This is a genomic window from Streptomyces sp. NPDC085944 (genome assembly GCF_040686295.1).
GTDB classification, from domain to species: Bacteria; Actinomycetota; Actinomycetes; order Streptomycetales; family Streptomycetaceae; genus Streptomyces; species Streptomyces salinarius.
The window spans coordinates 119379-136355 of the sequence record NZ_JBFBJX010000008.1 but is presented as its reverse complement, the minus strand read 5'-3'; the positions used below and the strand labels follow the sequence as shown (position 1 = coordinate 136355).

General features: G+C 73.6%; 12 protein-coding genes. 4 read left to right on the top strand and 8 right to left on the bottom strand.

What is annotated here, in order from left to right:
- Positions 1 to 289: 289 nt before the first annotated feature.
- Entirely contained in the window at positions 290 to 2398 is a 2109-nt protein-coding gene (glgX, locus tag AB0P07_RS17840; protein ID WP_365551548.1) for a glycogen debranching protein GlgX, read from the top strand.
- Positions 2399 to 2479: 81 nt separating this feature from the next.
- Positions 2480 to 4924 (top strand): malto-oligosyltrehalose synthase, encoded by a 2445-nt coding sequence (treY, locus tag AB0P07_RS17835; RefSeq protein WP_365551545.1) that lies wholly within the window; start codon positions 2480 to 2482, stop codon positions 4922 to 4924.
- A gap of 96 nt (positions 4925 to 5020) precedes the next feature.
- On the opposite strand, the gene AB0P07_RS17830 is transcribed toward treY, so the two are convergent.
- Both AB0P07_RS17830 and AB0P07_RS17825 read right to left on the bottom strand, forming a co-directional pair.
- The gene (locus tag AB0P07_RS17830; protein WP_365551542.1) at positions 5021 to 6346 is read right to left on the bottom strand and encodes a M14 family zinc carboxypeptidase; all 1326 of its coding nucleotides are present in this window, start codon (positions 6344 to 6346) and stop codon (positions 5021 to 5023) included.
- A 143-nt stretch (positions 6347 to 6489) separates the two neighbouring features.
- Positions 6490 to 7041, bottom strand: a complete 552-nt coding sequence (locus AB0P07_RS17825; RefSeq protein ID WP_365551539.1) for a DUF1707 and FHA domain-containing protein — start codon at positions 7039 to 7041, stop codon at positions 6490 to 6492.
- Between the two features lie 170 nt (positions 7042 to 7211).
- On the opposite strand from AB0P07_RS17825, the gene treZ reads away from it, so the two are divergent.
- On the top strand, positions 7212 to 8957 hold the full coding sequence (gene treZ, locus AB0P07_RS17820) for a malto-oligosyltrehalose trehalohydrolase (RefSeq protein ID WP_365551537.1): 1746 nt from the start codon (positions 7212 to 7214) through the stop codon (positions 8955 to 8957).
- 29 nt (positions 8958 to 8986) lie between these two features.
- Here treZ and AB0P07_RS17815 read toward each other — a convergent pair whose 3' ends face one another.
- Positions 8987 to 9916 carry an aminoglycoside phosphotransferase family protein gene (locus AB0P07_RS17815; RefSeq protein ID WP_365551535.1) on the bottom strand — a complete coding sequence of 310 codons (930 nt, stop codon included), beginning with the start codon at positions 9914 to 9916 and terminating at the stop codon, positions 8987 to 8989.
- A 55-nt stretch (positions 9917 to 9971) separates the two neighbouring features.
- Complete coding sequence (locus AB0P07_RS17810) at positions 9972 to 11102, bottom strand: aminopeptidase P family protein (RefSeq protein ID WP_365551532.1); 1131 nt, start codon at positions 11100 to 11102, stop codon at positions 9972 to 9974.
- Between the two features lie 183 nt (positions 11103 to 11285).
- Here AB0P07_RS17810 and AB0P07_RS17805 point away from each other — a divergent pair, with 183 nt between their 5' ends.
- Positions 11286 to 12041 (top strand): phosphodiesterase, encoded by a 756-nt coding sequence (locus AB0P07_RS17805; protein WP_365551529.1) that lies wholly within the window; start codon positions 11286 to 11288, stop codon positions 12039 to 12041.
- On the opposite strand, the gene AB0P07_RS17800 is transcribed toward AB0P07_RS17805, so the two are convergent.
- From AB0P07_RS17800 to AB0P07_RS17785, 4 genes are all read right to left on the bottom strand, one after another.
- A complete protein-coding gene (locus AB0P07_RS17800; RefSeq protein ID WP_365551526.1) occupies positions 12034 to 12648 on the bottom strand; it encodes a PDZ domain-containing protein in 615 nt (204 codons plus the stop codon). The two genes, AB0P07_RS17805 and AB0P07_RS17800, sit on opposite strands and share 8 nt — an antisense overlap.
- Before the next feature lie 75 nt (positions 12649 to 12723).
- Positions 12724 to 14925, bottom strand: coding sequence for a germacradienol/geosmin synthase Cyc2 (gene cyc2 / locus AB0P07_RS17795; RefSeq protein ID WP_365551523.1), 2202 nt, complete (start codon positions 14923 to 14925; stop codon positions 12724 to 12726).
- A 136-nt stretch (positions 14926 to 15061) separates the two neighbouring features.
- Positions 15062 to 16279 (bottom strand): damage-control phosphatase ARMT1 family protein, encoded by a 1218-nt coding sequence (locus AB0P07_RS17790; RefSeq protein WP_365551520.1) that lies wholly within the window; start codon positions 16277 to 16279, stop codon positions 15062 to 15064.
- Positions 16280 to 16322: 43 nt separating this feature from the next.
- The gene (locus AB0P07_RS17785) at positions 16323 to 16970 is read right to left on the bottom strand and encodes a ScbR family autoregulator-binding transcription factor (RefSeq protein WP_365551517.1); all 648 of its coding nucleotides are present in this window, start codon (positions 16968 to 16970) and stop codon (positions 16323 to 16325) included.
- Positions 16971 to 16977: the final 7 nt, after the last annotated feature.

Here is a 16977-nt window from a genome sequence, read left to right as displayed (position 1 = left end):
CGGTCCGCGGTGCAGCCCGATGGACGGGCCGGTTTTCACCAACCTCCTTGATCCACGGGCGTGTTCCGCCTGCGCTCACACCGGGGAGTGAGCGGTTTCATAGCGGTGACGCGGCCGGGGGCGCGACGGCGACTCCGCACCCTTCGCGGGGTCCGTTACGGAGGGAACGCCTCCCGGGTGGGTAGGAGGACGTACGTGCCAGGTGGTCGCCTCACTTTCGGGGAGACTTCCGGGGGACTCGGAGCCAAGGCGTCCGCACCGGCGCCCCACACCTGAAAGAGTCGTGTTCATGCAGGTCTGGCCTGGAGAGGCGTATCCACTGGGTGCCACGTACGACGGCGCCGGCACCAACTTCGCGGTCTTCACGGAGGCCGCCGACCGAGTAGAGCTGTGTCTGCTGCACGACGACGGCTCGGAGACGGCGATCGAGCTGCGGGAGAGCGACGCGTTCGTCCGGCACGCGTACCTGCCGGGCGTGATGCCGGGGCAGCGGTACGGGTACCGCGTGCACGGCCCGTACGCCCCGGAGCGCGGGCTGCGCTGCAACAGCGCCAAGCTGCTCCTCGATCCGTACGCGCGTGCGATCAGCGGGGCTGTCCAGTGGGGGGAGGAGGTGTACGGCTACCACTTCGGCCAACCCGAACGGCGCAACGACCTCGACTCGGCCCCGCACACGATGACGTCGGTCGTGGTCAACCCGTACTTCGACTGGGGCGACGACCGGCGCCCCCGTACGGAGTACCACCACACGGTGATCTACGAGGCCCATGTGAAGGGCCTGACGATGCGGCACCCGGGCCTGCCGGAGGAGCTGCGCGGCACCTACGCGGCCCTCGCGCACCCGGCGCTCATCGAGCACCTCACCGGGCTGGGGGTGACCGCGCTGGAGCTGATGCCGGTCCATCAGTTCGTCAACGACCACCGCCTGGTGGACATGGGCCTGAACAACTACTGGGGCTACAACACGGTCGGCTTCTTCGCCCCGCACAACGCCTACGCCTCCTGGGGCGACCGCGGCCAGCAGGTGCTGGAGTTCAAGTCGGCGGTCAAGGCGCTGCACGAGGCCGGGATCGAGGTGATCCTGGACGTCGTCTACAACCACACCGCCGAGGGCAACCACCTGGGCCCGACGCTGTCCTTCAAGGGCCTGGACAATCCCTCGTACTACCGGCTGGCCGACGACCCCCGCTACTACATGGACACCACGGGGACCGGGAACTCGCTGCTCATGCGGTCCCCGCACGTCCTTCAAATGATCATGGACTCGTTGCGGTACTGGGTCACCGAGATGCACGTGGACGGGTTCCGCTTCGACCTCGCGGCGACTCTGGCCCGGCAGTTCCACGAGGTGGACCGGCTGTCGTCGTTCTTCGACCTGGTGCAGCAGGACCCCGTGGTCTCCCAGGTGAAGCTGATCGCCGAGCCGTGGGACGTGGGCGAGGGCGGCTACCAGGTGGGCAACTTCCCGCCGCTGTGGACCGAGTGGAACGGCAAGTACCGGGACACGGTGCGGGACCTGTGGCGCGGGGAGCCGCGCACGCTGGCGGAGTTCGCTTCCCGGCTGACCGGGTCGTCCGACCTCTACCAGGACGACGGGCGCCGCCCGCTGGCCTCGATCAACTTCGTGACCTGCCACGACGGCTTCACCCTGCACGACATGGTGGCCTACAACGACAAGCACAACCACGCCAACGGCGAGGACAACCGGGACGGCGAGGGCCACAACCGTTCCTGGAACTGCGGCGTCGAGGGCGACACGGACGACCCGGCGGTGCTGGAACTGCGGGCGCGGCAGATGCGCAACTTCATGGCCACCCTGCTGCTCTCCCAAGGCGTCCCGATGATCAGCCACGGCGACGAGTTCGCCCGCACCCAGCGGGGCAACAACAACGCCTACTGCCAGGACAACGAGCTGGCCTGGGTGGCGTGGCCCGACGAGGACCCCGACCTGTTGCGGTTCACCCGCGCGATGGTGTGGCTGCGCAAGGACCACCCGGTCTTCCGCAGGCGCCGCTTCTTCCACGGACGCCCGGTGCAGGGCACGCACGACGAGCTCTCGGACATCGCCTGGTTCACCCCGGAGGGCGCGGAGATGACCCAGCGGGACTGGAACTCGGCGCGGGCCTCGGCGCTCACGGTCTTCCTGAACGGCAACGCGATCTCCGAGCCCGGCACCCGCGGGGAGCGCATCGCCGACGACTCGTTCCTGCTGATGTTCAACGCCTCGCCGAAGCCGCTCGACTTCGTGGTGCCGGTCGACCACGGCCGGCAGTGGGAGGTGGTCGTCGACACCGCCCTGACGGAGGGGGTGCCCGCGGGCACGGGCCCGAAGGTACAGGCCGGGGACCGGCTGACCCTGTTGGACCGGAGTCTGACGGTGCTGCAGCGGCCCGTGTAGGGCCCGGGACGGGGCCGGCCCCCTGCACCCGTGCAGGGGGCCGGTGACAGGAAAGGCGGCGGGGCGGGTACGTAGCTCTCCATGACACCTGAGCGACCCGACCCGGTGCCGTCCCCGGCCTCCCCCGTCTCCACCGCCCCTCCCCCCGCCCGCGTCCCGTCGGCCACCTACCGGCTCCAGCTCCAGCCGGACTTTCCCTTCGCGGCCGCGGCGGCGGCCGTGCCGTACCTGGCCTCGCTCGGCGTGTCGCACCTGCACCTGTCCCCCGTCCTGGAGGCGGTCCCGGGCTCGCCGCACGGCTACGACGTCGTCGACCACACGCGCGTGCGCGCCGAACTGGGCGGCGAGGAGGGGCTGCGGGCGCTGTCGCGCACCGCGCGGGAGCACGGTCTGGGCCTGGTGGTGGACATCGTGCCCAACCACATGGCGATGTCGCCGCGCCACAACCGCGCCCTGTGGGAGGTGCTGCGCGAGGGCCCCGAGTCGCCGTACGCGCGGTGGTTCGACATCGACTGGCGGGCACAGGGAGGCCGGCTGCTGCTGCCGGTGCTGGGCGGCCCGGTCGGCGAGGTGCTGGGCGACCTCCGGGTCGACGGCGAGGTGCTGCGCTACCACGAACACGCCTTTCCGCTGCGGGAGGGCACCGCGGACCTGCCATTGCCGCGGCTCCTGGACGCGCAGTGGTACCGCCCGGTGTGGTGGCGGCTGGCTCGCACCGAGCTGAACTACCGGCGCTTCTTCAGCATCTCGGAGCTGATCGGGGTCCGCGTGGAGGACCCGGAGGTGTTCGAGGCCACCCACGCGACGATCCTGCGGCTGCTGCGCGAGGGCGTGGTCGACGGGCTGCGCGTCGACCACCCCGACGGCCTCGCCGACCCTGACACCTACCTGGCGCGGCTGCACGGGGCCGGCGGCGGCCGGTGGACGGTGGTGGAGAAGATCCTCGCGGACGGGGAGCGGCTGCCCGCCGCCTGGCCGGTCGCCGGCACCACGGGGTACGACGCCCTGCGGCACGTCGACGGGCTGTTCGCGGACCCGGCAGGGTCCGGGCGACTGCTGGACGCGTACCACCGAATCTCCGGCCCCGAGGCGGACCGGGGCGGGGAGTGGGGGGCGACGGTGCGGTGCGCGGCGTACGAGGTGCTCGAACACGAGCTGGCCACCGAGCTGGACCGGCTGACCCGGGTCGTACACCGCCTGTGCGCCACGGCCCCCGACCTCGCGCTGCGCGACCGGGCGCCCTGGGCACTGCGCACGGCGCTGCGGGAGCTGCTGGTGCGCATGGAGGTGTACCGGCCCTACACGTCGGTGGACGCGGCGGCGGTCGTCACCGAGGAGGCGGCGGCCGAGGCCCGGCTCGTCTTCGCGGTGCCCGAGGAGGCCGGCGCGGTGGACGTCGTACGGGACCTGGTGCTGGGGCGGTACGGGGACGGTCCCGAGCACGTGGAGTTCCGGACGCGGTTCGCGCAGACCGCGTCGGCGCTGCGCGCGAAGTCGGTCGAGGACACGGCCTTCTACCGCTACCTGCCGCTGCTGTCGGCGACCGAGGTGGGCGGCGACCCCGGCAGGCCGGCCGTGTCGGCCGAGGAGTTCCACGCGTACTGCGCGCGCGTGCAGCGCGACTGGCCCGCGACGGGCACGGTGCTCTCGACGCACGACACCAAGCGCAGCGCCGACGTGCGCGCCGCGCTGGCGGTGCTCACCCAGTGCCCCGCGCGGTGGACGGACGTCCTCGCGGAGGCCACGGAACTCGCCCGGACGGGCGGGGGACCGCCGGACGGGCAGGTGGCCTGGGCGGCCTGGCAGACGGTGTTCGGTCTGGGTCCGGCGGACGAGGAACGGGTGCGGGAGGCGCTGCTCAAGCACGTGCGCGAGGCGGGCCTGCACACCAGCTGGACGGAGCAGGACCCCGGGTACGAGGAGGCGGTGGCCCGGTTCGTGGCCTCGGGGCCGTGCGGCGCGCCGGGGGAACGGATCGCCGCCCTGCGCAAGGCGCTCGAACCGCACGTGAGGGCCAACGTCCTCGGCGCGGCCCTGGTCCATCTGACGATGCCGGGCGTGCCGGACCTCTACCAGGGCACCGAGCACGAGTACCGGGCACTGGTGGACCCGGACAACCGCCGCCCGGTGGACTTCCCCTCCGCCGGGGCCGGCGGCGCGGGCGTGGGCGCCGGAGAGAGGGGGGAGAAGGCGGCGGTGACCCGGGCGGCGCTGGCGCTGCGGGCACGGCGGCCCGGCACGTTCGGTGACGCGGCGACGTACGAACCGCTGCCCGCCGAAGGTCCGGCGGCGGCGCACTGCGTGGCATTCGCCCGCTCAGGCCAGGCCGTGACGGCGGTGACCCGGCTGTCGCTGCGGCTGGCGGAGGCGGGGGGCTGGCGCGGCACGACGCTGCCGCTGCCGCCCGGCCGGTGGGCCGACGTGCTGGCTCCGGAGCGGGAATTCGCGGGGCACGCACGCGTGGCGGACCTCTTCGCGGACATGCCGGTGGCGCTGCTGGAGCGGGTCGACACGGCGGAGGCGTAGCCGGGCGGCCGAGGTGTGAGGGGCAGCGGAGGAGTGAGGGGCGGCGCAGGAGTCGGAGCCGCAAGAACGCGGGCCCGCGGGTCCGGGTGGACCGCGTCAGTCCCGGTGCATGGGCACCGTGGCCTCGGTCCCCCGGCCGGGACCGGCCACGCGGGAGCCCGCATCGGGACGCCGCCCGGCCAGTTCGAACGCGGCGAGTACGACCCGGGTCTGGTACTCCACCTGGCGCCCGACCGGTATCCAGTGCGCGGCGCAGCCGTCACGGTAGTCGGCGCAGCCCTCGTCGACGAGCCGGTCCAGTTCGGGCAGGACGCCCACCGGATCGCCCCCGGTACGGGTGACGAGCTGGTGCAGCAGTCCCGCGGTCCGCAGGGACAGGCGCCGTCCGGCCAGCCGCAGCGCGACGAGGTGGGAGGTGTTCATCGGCGGCAGTGAACGGCCCGTTCCGTCGTCGGTGTCGGGGTCCCACGCGTCGGCGAGCCGGGGGCAGACCAGCAGGTAGTCGTCGACCGGTGCGAGCAGGTGCGCCGCCTCCGGCACGGTGGCGAGGTGGGGCCTGAGGCGGGCCAGGACGCGGTGCAGACGCCGGGTGTCCTGGCGCAGGGTGCGGCTCACGGTGCGCAGCACGGTGTCGCGGTCGGCCGGGGGCGAGCCGTCCGCCACGGCCGCCACGCCCCACATGGGTGCCTCGACGACCGCGGTGACGGTGCCGTAGCGGCCCGGGTGGCACCAGGTCGAGTCGACGGCGGCCTCGGTGATGGCGGCGGTGAAGTCGCCGCGGCGGGGCGGGGGGATGCGGTAGACGGCGGGTCCGAGGTCGGGCCAGTACAAGGTGTCGTAGGCGCCGAGTTCGCGGGGTACGGCGAGCCGGGCGGCGATGTGGGAGAGGCGCTGGGGCAGGCCCGGCAGGTCGTGGGTCAGCTCGACGAATCCGCCGCCGACGTCCACACCGTGCAGGGAGCACTGCAGGAAGGGCCGCAGCTCCTCCTGGAGGGCGAGCAGCGTGCGGGTCTCCGGGAGCGTGGCGCGGTCCGGGCCGTCGGGCAGCCACTCGGGCTGTTCCAGGAAGCCGGGCCGGAAGAAGTTCCGGGCGTAGCGGCCCAGGGTGTAGGGGCCGGTCAGCCAGCCCTCGTTGCGGCGCAGCCCGTCGGGGTCGGCGCACAGCAGCAGGTTCCAGGTGGCGTCCGCGCCTTCGGTGAGCCGGGGATCGGCCACGGCCCGCTCGGCCAGCCGCAGGGCGGTGGCGCCGCCCACGGGTTCGTTGGCGTGCGGTCCGGCGACGACGAGGACCTGACGGCTGCCGTGGCCGACGGAGAGCAGCAGCAGGGGATGGCCCGCGCGGGAGGTGCCGACACGGCGCAGCCGGGCGTGCCGGGGATGCCGGGCGACGAATGCGGCGGCCTGGGCCCCCAGCTCGTCCACGGTCGGGTAGCGCAGGAGGGGCGGCAGGGCACACCTCCACGAAGTGGGCCGTCAATTCACCTGGTGTGCGCGGTGTACGCACAGTCAGTCACGAGTTGGAGGGTACGTCAACACCGCGAAAAGCAAAGAGGATCCGGGCCCGGTCAGTTCGCGGCCAGGCGGAAGGCCATGCGGCCGAAGCCGATCTGATCGCCCTCGCGGACGACGGCCGCGCCGATGACCCGCCGCCCGTTGACCGTGGTGCCGTTGGTGGAGCCCAGGTCGCGCAGGACCCACATCCCGCCCTGGCGGCTGAGCTCCGCGTGCACCCGGGAGACCGTCTCGTGGCTCAGCCGCAGCCCGCTCGCCGGGTCGCGCCCTATGCGCAGCGGAGGGCCGGCGCCGGGGTGGGGCAGCAGCAGCTTGGGCAGCCGCTCGGCCCGCCACGCCCGGCCGAGCCGTACGCCGAACCCGGACACCGCTTCCACGGTGCCGAACACCATCCGCGACAGCCGGCTCTCGGTGCGCAGGTCGGCGGTGAGCACGGCCAGCTCCTCCACGCGGCGGGCGGCGAGCGCCAGTTCCATCCGGCGGACGAAGGTGTCGTGCGACAGGCGCCCCATGGCGACGCCGTCCCGCAGCACGCGCAGCGCCTTGTCGCGCTCCGCGTCGGACAGCCGCGCGGGGTACGTGGGGAACTCGAAGGACGACGTCACGCAGCTGATTGTCGGTCAGCGGGGCCGAAGAGTCCAGAAAGCGGGAAACGGCGGCCCTCCCACCTGCGTGCGGCACGACACTCGCCGCGAGCCGGGGCAATCCCCGGCGGAACGATCTCTTATGCAGGACCATGGACGAGCTACCTCACGAAGACGAAGGGGAACCGTCCGTGCAGTTCGAGGTGTGGGCACCGCAGGCCGACCGGGTGACGTTGCAGTGCGACGGCACCACACGCGCGCTGGAGCGCGATCCGGAGCGGCCGGGGTGGTGGTGCGGTGAGGCTCAGGCGCAGGACGGCTCGCGGTACGGCTTCGCGGTGGACGGCGGGCCGGTGCTGCCGGACCCGCGCTCGCGCCGCCAGCCGGACGGCCCCGACGGGCTGAGCGCGGTCGTCGACCACGGCCGGTACGCGTGGCGGGCCCGCTGGGCCGGGCGTCCGCTGCCGGGCGGCGTCCTGTACGAGCTGCACGTGGGGACGTACACCCCCGAGGGCACCCTCGAGGCCGCCGCCGAACGGCTCGAGCACCTGGTGCGACTGGGCGTCACACACGTCGAGTTGATGCCCCTGTGCCCCTTCCCCGGGCGGCACGGCTGGGGGTACGAGGGGGTCTCGCCGTGGGCGGTGCACGAACCGTACGGCGGGCCCGAGGCGCTGAAACGGTTCGTCGACCGGGCCCACGAGCTCGGGCTCGGCGTGGTGCTGGACGTGGTGCACAACCACCTGGGCCCGTCCGGCAACTACCTTCCCGCCTTCGGCCCGTACTTCACCGACACCCACCACACGCCCTGGGGCGCCGCCGTGAACCTGGACGCGCCCGGCTCCGACGAGGTGCGGGCGTATCTGGTGGACAGCGCGCTGGCGTGGCTGCGGGACTACCGGATCGACGGGCTGCGCCTGGACGCGGTGCACGCCCTGGTCGACACGCGCGCGTGCCACTTCCTGGAGCAGCTGTCGACCGCTGTGGACGGCCTGGCGGCCGACCTGGACCGGCCGCTGTTCCTGATCGCCGAGTCCGACCTCAACGACCCGAGGATCGTCACCCCGCGCGCGGAAGGCGGTCTGGGGGTGCACGCGCAGTGGAACGACGACTTCCACCACGCGCTGCACGCCGCGCTGACCGGGGAGTCGCAGGGCTACTACGCCGACTTCGCTCGCGATCCGCTGGCGGCGCTCGCCAAGACGCTGACCCGGGGGTACTTCCACGACGGCACCTACTCCACTTTCCGGGGCCGTTCGCACGGCCGTGCGCTGGACCGCGCCCGCACGGCAGCGCACCGGCTGACCGGCTACAGCCAGACCCACGACCAGATCGGCAACCGCGCCCAGGGCGACCGTCTGGCGTCCCTGGTGTCCCCGGGTCTCGCCGCCTGCGCGGCCACACTGACGCTGACCGCGCCGTTCACCCCGATGCTGTTCATGGGCGAGGAGTGGGCGGCGGGCACGCCGTGGCAGTTCTTCACCGACCACACCGACCCGCGGCTCGCCGAGGCGGTGCGCAGCGGCAGGCGGCGGGAGTTCGCCGCGCACGGCTGGCGCGAGGAGGACGTGCCCGACCCGCAGGACCCGGCGACGCGCGAGCGTTCCTGCCTCGACTGGTCGGAGCCGGAGCGCGAGCCGCACGCGCGCGTACTGGACTGGTACCGGCGGCTGATCGCCCTGCGGGCCGAGCAGCCGGACCTGACCGACCCGGACCTGGCCGACACCCGGGTGGCGTACGACGGCACGGCGCGCTGGCTGGCCTTCCGGCGCGGCGACATCCGGGTGGCCGTGAACCTGGGCACCGAACCGGCGGCGATCCCGCTGGGCAACCGCCCCGCGCGCGTGCTGGCCGCGTGGGAGCCGGTGGAGGGCCCCGGCGAGAACGGCATACTGCGCGTGCCGGCCGAGTCGAGCGTGGTGCTGGTACAGGAATGAGCGCCGGGTGAGCCGGCGGCCCGGTGCCGTCAGGCGGTGTCCTCGGGGCCGTCGTCGCGCAGCTCCGTCACGCGTTCCAGGAGGATCGGTTCCCAGGCCCGTCGCAGCCGGGTTCTGAGCCGGGGCAGTGCGCCGGGGCGGTCGTCCAGCGCCCGGGCGAGCCGGACGACGGCGTCGCAACGGGCCAGCCACAGGCCGCGCAGGCAGGGCCGGGCTCCGTAGCCGGCGAGGGTGGCGGCGCGGACGGCGGCCGGTGAGCCGACGGACAGGGCGAGGCCGGCGATGTCCTCGGCCGGGTCGCCGAGGACCGCCTCGCTCCAGCCGAGGACTCCGCGCACCCGGCCGTCGGCGCTGACGACGAGGTGGTCGCCGGTCAGCCCGTGGTGGACGAGGACCATCGCGCCCGGCTGGACGCCGAGCTGGGCCGCCGCCTCCCGGGTGAGCCGCTCCGGCCGCGCGGTGTCGAACTCGTCGGCCGCGGCGAGGCGGCGGGCGGCGCGCTCGGCGGACTGCCGCAGGGTCTCCAGAGCGCGCGGGGCCGCCCGCGGCACGCCGAGCGTCTCGGCCTGCCGCAGGGGCACCTCGCGCAGGCCGGTGAGCAGCGCCGCGAGGTCCGCCTCGCCCAGAGCGGACACGGCGTGGTCCTCACCCGACCCGCCGGGCACCTTGGCGTCCAGCGTGTAGGTGAGGCCCGGTGCCCACTCCCCGTGCGCCACGCTGGCCGGCAGCGCGGCCGGGACGTACGGCCGGACCAGTTCGCGCAGGCGCAGTTCGCGGCGTCTGCGTACCGCGGTCTCCCGGTCGGGGGCGAGCCGCAGGACGTGGCGGGTGCCGACCCACCACGTGTCGGGCTCGCCGGCCTCGGCGACCGGCCGGACGTCGGGTTCCGTGTTCCCGCCCAACAGGGAGCGGACCAGTCGGCGGACGGTGTCCGCGGTGGGTGTCGGTGCCTGGGTCATGTCGCGCCGTCGTCTTCCGGGTCTGCCGGGCTGTGCGGGGTCCGTCCGGCACCGGTCACTCGACCAGGACCAGCTCCCGCGTGGTGTCGTTGAACCGCCTGCCACCGTCCTCGGTGACGGTGACGATGTCCTCGATGCGTACCCCGAAACGGCCGGGCAGATAGATGCCCGGCTCCACGGAGAAGCACATGCCGGGCACGAGGGGCCGCTCCTCCCCCTCGATCATGTACGGCGGCTCGTGGGTGGTGACGCCGATGCCGTGCCCGGTGCGGTGGATGAAGTACTCGCCGTACCCGGCGTCGGCGATGACGGCGCGGGCGGCCCGGTCGACGTCCTGGCAGGCGGCACCGGGCCGCACCGCCCGGAAACCGGCCTCCTGAGCCTCGCGGACCAGGTCGTGCACCCGGCGCTCCTCGTCCGTGGGCCCGCCCACGTGGACGGTGCGTGAGGTGTCGGAGCCGTAGCCGTCCTTGAGGCCGCCGAAGTCGAGGACGATCATGTCGCCGTCCTCGATGACGCGGTCGCCGACCTCGTGGTGCGGGTTGGCGCCGTTGGGTCCCGAGGCGACGATGGTGAAGTCGACCTGGGAGTGCCCGAACCGGCGCAGCAGGTCGGCGAGGTCGGCGGCCACCTCGGACTCCCGGCGTCCACCGAAGCGGACCTTTTGGATCTCCTCGAAGGCGGCGTCCGCGGCCGCGCCCGCCGCCGCCAGCAGCTCCAGCTCCGCCGCGTCCTTGACGGCGCGGAGCATCGGCAGCGCCTCGGTGAGGGAGGCGTAGGACGTGCCGGGCAGGGTGCGCTGGAGGACCAGCAGGTGCATGGCCCAGGCGTTGTCGCTGATGCCGAACCGTCCGGCCCCGTCGAGGAGGGCGGCGGTGGCCGCGTAGGGGTCCTTGCCGTCGGTCCAGTCGCGCAGGGTCAGGGCGGGCGCGCCGGCCGCCTTCGCGGCGTCGGGGGCCTCCAGCGTCGGGACGACGAGCACCGGGTCGCGGCCGGGGGCGAGGACGAGCAGGGTGAGGCGTTCGGTGTCCGCCGTCGGCGCGTAACCGGTGAGCCAGACCAGGTCGGGGCCCGGGGCCACCAGGAGCCCGGCCAGGCCCGCGTCGGCGGCCGCACGCGCGGCGCGCTCCATGCGGGCCCGGTAGTCGTCGGCGGTGAAGGGGACGGCGGCCCTGCTGCCGGTCATGCGCGCCTCCCGGGGCGGAAGAGTGAAGGGAACACGGGCAGCATCCTGCCCTCAGGGCGGGGGCGACGCGAGCCGATTGGCGTTGATCGACCCTCCCGGCTAATGGTTGGATAACGCTAAGCCATTAACATCGGGGGCGCCGCGGCCGTGTCGCGGTTCGGGCGTCCGGAGGAGGCCGGCACCGTGCTCGTACTCGCGCACATCAGTGATCTGCACCTGGACGGAAGCCCGCGGGCCAGGGAGCGCGCCGAGCGGGTGCGCGACCGGCTGTGGCGGCTGCCGGGGCGGGTGGACGCCCTCCTGGTGACCGGGGACATCGCGGACCACGGGACGGAGTCGGAGTACGAGGAGGCCGCCCGCGTCCTGGGACTGCGCGACGGCTCCGCGCCGTTCCCCGTGCTCACCTGCCCGGGCAACCACGACAGCCGCGCTCCCTACCGCAAGGCGCTGCTCGGCCGCCCCGCCGCCGACGGCCCGGTCAACGGCATGCACGTCTTCGACGGCGGCGCGGTCCTGATGTGCGACTCCAGCATCCCGGGCAGCGACGAGGGGGAGCTGGACGAGGAGACGTACGGCTGGATCGAGGCGTCGCTCGACGGACTCGACGGCGACCGGCCGGCCCTGCTCGCCTTCCACCACCCGCCGGCAGCGCTGCACCACCCGCTGCCCGACTCCTACGGGCTGCGCCGGCCCGGGCGCCTGGCCGCGCTGCTGGCACGGAGGCCGGGGATCGCCGGGCTGATCACGGGTCATGCCCACACGCCCGCCGCCACCGTGTTCGCCGGACGGCCGCTGGTGGTGGGCCCCGGGGTGACGTGGACGCTGCGGCTGCCCTGGGAGGGGGACCAGGTCGCGGACCGGGACGCGCCGGTCGGGCTGGCCTACCACGTGCTGGACGACGCCGGCCGGCTCACGAGCCACTTCCGCACGGTCACGTGACGACGCCCGGTACGGCCGTCAGCTGCTGGTAGCCGCCGCTCTTGTGGCGCACGGTGAGCCTGACCTCCTTGCCGGGCTCGGCGCGGGCCACGGCGCGGGCGAGGTCGGCGGCCGAGTCGACGCGGGTCGTTCCGACCGTCAGCAGTACGTCGCCCCGCACCAGACCCGCCGCGTACCCCGGGCCCGGCACGTGGACGCCCACGACCCGCGCCCCGGGCCGCTCGTCGTCGACGGCCTCCACGCCCAGGGTCGCACCGGCCGGCGCCACGGAGGGGGACGCGTCGCCCGACGGGTCCGCCGGGGCGGCCCGCGTGTCCGTGCCCGCCCCGGCTCCTCCTCCTTGTCCGTGCCCGTCTCCGGCCGCCCCACCGGGTCCCGGTGCCCCCGCCTGCCGCTGCAGCTCGGCCAGCTTGCTCATGCCGATCACGGTGGCGCCCACCGTGCCGAGCCCCACGCCCGCGAGGACGAGAACGACGGCGGTGAGCACGCCGGGCAGCAGGGTGAGGAGCCGCCGCCGGCGCCGGCGCCCGGCCTGGGGCCGCAGGCCGGTGTCGGGCCCCGGATCCCGGCCGGGCATCGGCTTGGGACGCAACGCTGTCTGTTCCATGGATCGCCTCCGGCAGGTGCTCTACCCGGCGCATCGGCGCGTGACGAGCCACGAAAGAGTGAGACTTAACGTCGGTCAGGGCGTCGGGAGGGGACTGCTCCTCGGCACCGGGACCGGCATGGACGGCACGGGCGCGGCCGGAATCCGGTCCGGCAGGAAGCCGTGGGTGCGGCTCGCCAGGTACTCGGCCTTGTAGCGCGGGACGTTCCGGTGCCAGTTGAGGATGCCGGCCATCCAGTTCTGCAGGTCGGTGACGTAGCCGTGCATGATGGTCCGTGCCTCGTGGGAGAGCTGGAAGTCGTCGTAGACAACGGGCAGTTCGTGCGCGACGACGTGCTCGAACTGGCGCATGCGCTGGTTCATCAGGTCCTGCACGACGCCCAGGGCGGCCGGGTAGTCGACGCCGAAGAAGTTCTGCACGACGAGGACCGCGTTGTGGATCTCGCCCTCGTACTCGATCTCCTTCTGGTAGGAGAAGACGTCGTTGAGCAGGCAGGCGTAGTCGATCGCCGCGTTCTCCAGGGAGCGGACGGGGCCGCTGCGGTAGACCTCGGGCGGCACCGCCGGGCCGTGTCCGGCGCGGCACAGGCCAAGGGTGAGGTCGGAGCCGAAGGTGGCGCGGCGCATCTCCAGATAGTCGACCGGGTCGGGGACGCGGTTCTGGATCTGGTTGCACAGCTCCCACACCCAGGCCTCGGTCATCGTGTCGACGGCCGTCTTCAGGGGGTGCCGCTCCTCGGGCGTCATGCCGGCCGTCGTGCGCGCCCACAGGTCGATCAGGGAGCGTTCCATGGCGTTGACGGGCGGCGGGACCGGCTCGCCGTCGAGCGGCATGCAGGCCGACAGGCGGGCGGTGGTCAGCCGTGCGGCGGCGAGGTCACGGCGGTGGCCGTAGACCAGCGGGTAGTAGTCGTCGCCGTAGGTGCCGAAGGCCAGCCAGCCGGAGGCGAGGTCGAGTTGGTCCTGGGTGGCGTCCGGGTCGAGGCCGGCGGCGCACAGGGGGAGGTCGCAGCTCTCCAGCTTGTCCTGGTCCCAGACGCCCTCGCCGAGGATGCCCATCCGCAGGCACCACTCGGACAGATGCCGCCGGGCGCCCTCCAGGGCGGGGCTCAGCTCCAGCGGGTAGGGCATGCGGATGTCGGGGATGACGGACGGACCGACCGTCTGGAAGGGCACGTTGGTGTAGGGGCGGGCCCGCTGGGCGACCGTCGCGGCGAGCAGTGCGCCGACGTCGGCGGCGGAGGTGCCGGGGCCGGTCAGCGCCTGCCAGCCCGCCGCCGGACGCTCGCCCTTGTTCATGTAGCGGCTGGAGCGCATGTGCCATTCGTGGCCGCCGGACTGCCAGTCCTGCAGGCCCTTCGTGTACGCGGCGACGGCGGCGAGCTCCGGCGGGGTCAGGCCGTTCTCCAGGGCGACGGCGGGCACCTCGGTGAACGCGGTGTGCTCGAACTGGTGCAGCCGGGAGGTGAGGACGTCGTTGACCAGCTCGGCAGCCTCCTGGGTGGTGCAGCCGAAGAAGGTCTCCAGGACCAGCACCCCGTTGCTCAGCTCCCCCTCGTCCTCGACCTCCCGCTGGTAGGAGAAGAGGTCGTTGCGCAGGTGCACGGCGTCGGAGAACGTCTCCATGAGCACCCTGAGCGGCCTGGACCCGGCGACGGCGGCGGGCACTTCGGCGGTCGCGTACTCCACGAGCCCGGCCGACCAGGGGGCGCCGCCCACCTTGCGGCGCATCTCGATGTACTCGACGGGGTTGGCGACGCGCCCCTCGTTGATGTTGGACAGCTCCCACATGGACTCGTTGAGCAGGTGCTCGGTGGCGACGGCGAAGCGGCGGCGCCAGTCGGCCGACATCGCGGGCACGGTGCGGGTCCACAGGTCGGCGAGGCCGGCCTCGACCGGGTTCTCCGGCTCGGGCATCTCCGTGGCGTCGTCGAGCGGCATGAACAGGGGGAGCCGGTCCAGGTGGGCCTTGCCGGCGAGGCGGTCCTGACTGCGTTTGAACTTCTCCAGGAAGTGGTCGTCGAAGAAGAAGACCCACACGTACCAGTCGGTGATGAGGGAGAGCGCCGGCCCGTCGCAGTCCGGGTGGGTGTAGGCGCACAGCAGGCCGTAGTCGTGGGCGTCGAGGTCGGACTGCTCCCAGACCCCGGAGCCCTCCAGCATGCCCATCTCGCGCGCCCACGTCGTCGAGTGGGCGCGGGCCTCGTCGAGATGCGGGTTGAGCCGCGCGGGATGCGGCAGGTAGAAGTGCGGGAGTCGGAAGGGCTGTTGCGTCATGGCCGGGCACTACCCAAGGCCCTTGGGAGACATCCACCGGGCGACACATGATCACACCATCGCGTGAATCAGCCCAGGATGCGGGAACTTCTCCCCGGCTCTCGCTCAGTACGTACGGCGCTCCCCCGGCCCTCCCTCAGACTCTGGCCTGGATCAGCGCGTGTGTCCCGCTGGTCCGCCAGTGCCGCTCGCCGCTCGCCTCCAGCGCGGCCTCGGTCTTCGCGTCGAGTCCGGTGACCACGTCGGACTTGAGGGTGCGCAGCGCGGCGACCGGGCCGGGGAAGTACGCGGTGACGTCCGCGAAGGGGGTGGTCGGCGGCCACCACCGGTCGCCCACCAGACGCCGGTAGTTCAGGTCGCCCTTGAGGACGGTCACGGTGGCCGCGGCGAAGTCCTCGCGCAGGTCCCCCGGCATGTCCGCGTACGGCAGCGGGGCGCAGGAGAAGGGGTGGGCGCGGACACCGACCCGGCCGTCGGTGAGCGCGGTCCACAGCCGCTCGCCGTACGCGGCCGCCGTACCCCCCGCGGCGACGAGCCGCCGCACGGCGTCGAGCACGTCGGTGGGCGTGGCGTCGGAGACGTAGTAGGGGTACGGCTTGACGTGCAGGACGACCCGGTCGACGCGGCCCTCGGCGAGCAGGTGCGAGACGAGGAGCAGGTCGGGGACGAGTTCGCGGCCGGCGTTGTCGGCGACCAGGCACAGGGTGGCCGGGTCCTGCCGCGCGGCGCCCGTCCCACGGGCCGGGAGCAGCGACCACAGGGTGTCGCTGTCGTCGGCGACGAGGGGTTCCGCCTCGCCCCGGGAGCCGGCGCCCCGGTCGGAGAGGCGGAAGCCGAGGTCGGCGCGGTTGCCCCAGAGCGAGCCGTGCAGCAGGGCCCGGGCGCGCTCGTCGGCGGGCAGTTCGTCGAGGCCGTGAAGCGCGGCGAGTTCCTCGTCCGTCTCCGGCGCGTCGAGTTCGGCGAGTTTGGCGGGCCGGAAGGGGTCGACGCCCTGCCAGGGGCCGGGGCCGAAGTAGCCGACGGCGTCGAGGAGCCGGCGGTAGAAGTGGCTCTCGGCCCACAGCCAGGGCACGTCGTACCAGGAGCGGCCGGCGTACTCGTCCATGCCCCAGTGGGACCAGCGGTCCCGGTCCCGCCCGGTCGGGTCGGCCGCGGCGGGCAGCGGTTCGACCACGCCGTCGGCGCAGCTCGCGAGCAGCGCGTCGAGCGCCTCCCGCCGTGCGGGGTCGAGGGGGAAGGCGTCCCGCACCTGCCGCACGATGGCGGGGTGCCGCTCGGCGAGCACGCCGTAGGGGAAGGAGCCGGGTTCGTTGCCGAGAATGACGGGGGCGGGCTCGAACGGGGTGTCGGGCATGCACGTCACCGTACCGGTCGGACCGCGCCCGGCTCCGTACCGGTCAGGCCGCGCCCGGCTCCCGTTCCAGGCGGGACGCGAGGGTGACGTAGCGGGCGCGCCGGGTCACCGGGACCATGCCCCGGATGAGGACGTACCACATCCCGGCGAGGCGGCGGGTCCAGCGCTCGGCCGGTTCGAGGGTGCTGCTCACGACGCGGGTGCCGACGATGGAGCAGACGAGGGTGTGGGCGGCGGAGTCGACGTCGACGTCCGGGTGCACGTCGGACTGCCGCACGGCGTTCGTCAGCCGGTTCGTGGCGATCTCCCGCCACTCGGTGAACGGGTGCGGCAGCGGCGGCCGCACCGGCACCCCCGCGGTGGCCAGCCGCAGCCCGGCCCGCAGCACCGGCCCCTCCTCGCAGAGCCGGGCCATGCCGAAGGTGAGGCGCATCAGCGCCTCCAGCGAGGAGTAGCCCCGCCCTTCCAGGTCCTTCGCCAGCCGGCGGGAGGTGCGGGACTGCATCTCCATGATGGCGTGGGCGAGATCGTCCTTCGCCGCGAAGTGGAAGTACAGGGCGCCCTTGGTGACCCCGGCGTGGGCGACGATCTCGCTCAGGCTCGTCGACTCGTAGCCGTGACGGTCGAAGAGGTCGGCCGCGGCACCGATGATCGTCGCGCGGGTCTGCTCGGCGCGTAGCTGCCTCGCCATCGGCTGA

What these genes read in the sequence shown, in the direction of transcription:
- glgX (WP_365551548.1), top strand. Translation starts at nt 290, where the DNA reads ATGCAGGTCTGGCCTGGAGAGGCGTATCCACTGGGTGCCACGTACGAC.
- treY (WP_365551545.1), top strand. Translation starts at nt 2,480, where the DNA reads ATGACACCTGAGCGACCCGACCCGGTGCCGTCCCCGGCCTCCCCCGTC.
- AB0P07_RS17815 (WP_365551535.1), bottom strand. Translation starts at nt 9,916, where the DNA reads ATGACCCAGGCACCGACACCCACCGCGGACACCGTCCGCCGACTGGTC.
- AB0P07_RS17810 (WP_365551532.1), bottom strand. Translation starts at nt 11,102, where the DNA reads ATGACCGGCAGCAGGGCCGCCGTCCCCTTCACCGCCGACGACTACCGG.
- AB0P07_RS17800 (WP_365551526.1), bottom strand. Translation starts at nt 12,648, where the DNA reads ATGGAACAGACAGCGTTGCGTCCCAAGCCGATGCCCGGCCGGGATCCG.
- cyc2 (WP_365551523.1), bottom strand. Translation starts at nt 14,925, where the DNA reads ATGACGCAACAGCCCTTCCGACTCCCGCACTTCTACCTGCCGCATCCC.
- AB0P07_RS17790 (WP_365551520.1), bottom strand. Translation starts at nt 16,279, where the DNA reads ATGCCCGACACCCCGTTCGAGCCCGCCCCCGTCATTCTCGGCAACGAA.
- AB0P07_RS17785 (WP_365551517.1), bottom strand. Translation starts at nt 16,970, where the DNA reads ATGGCGAGGCAGCTACGCGCCGAGCAGACCCGCGCGACGATCATCGGT.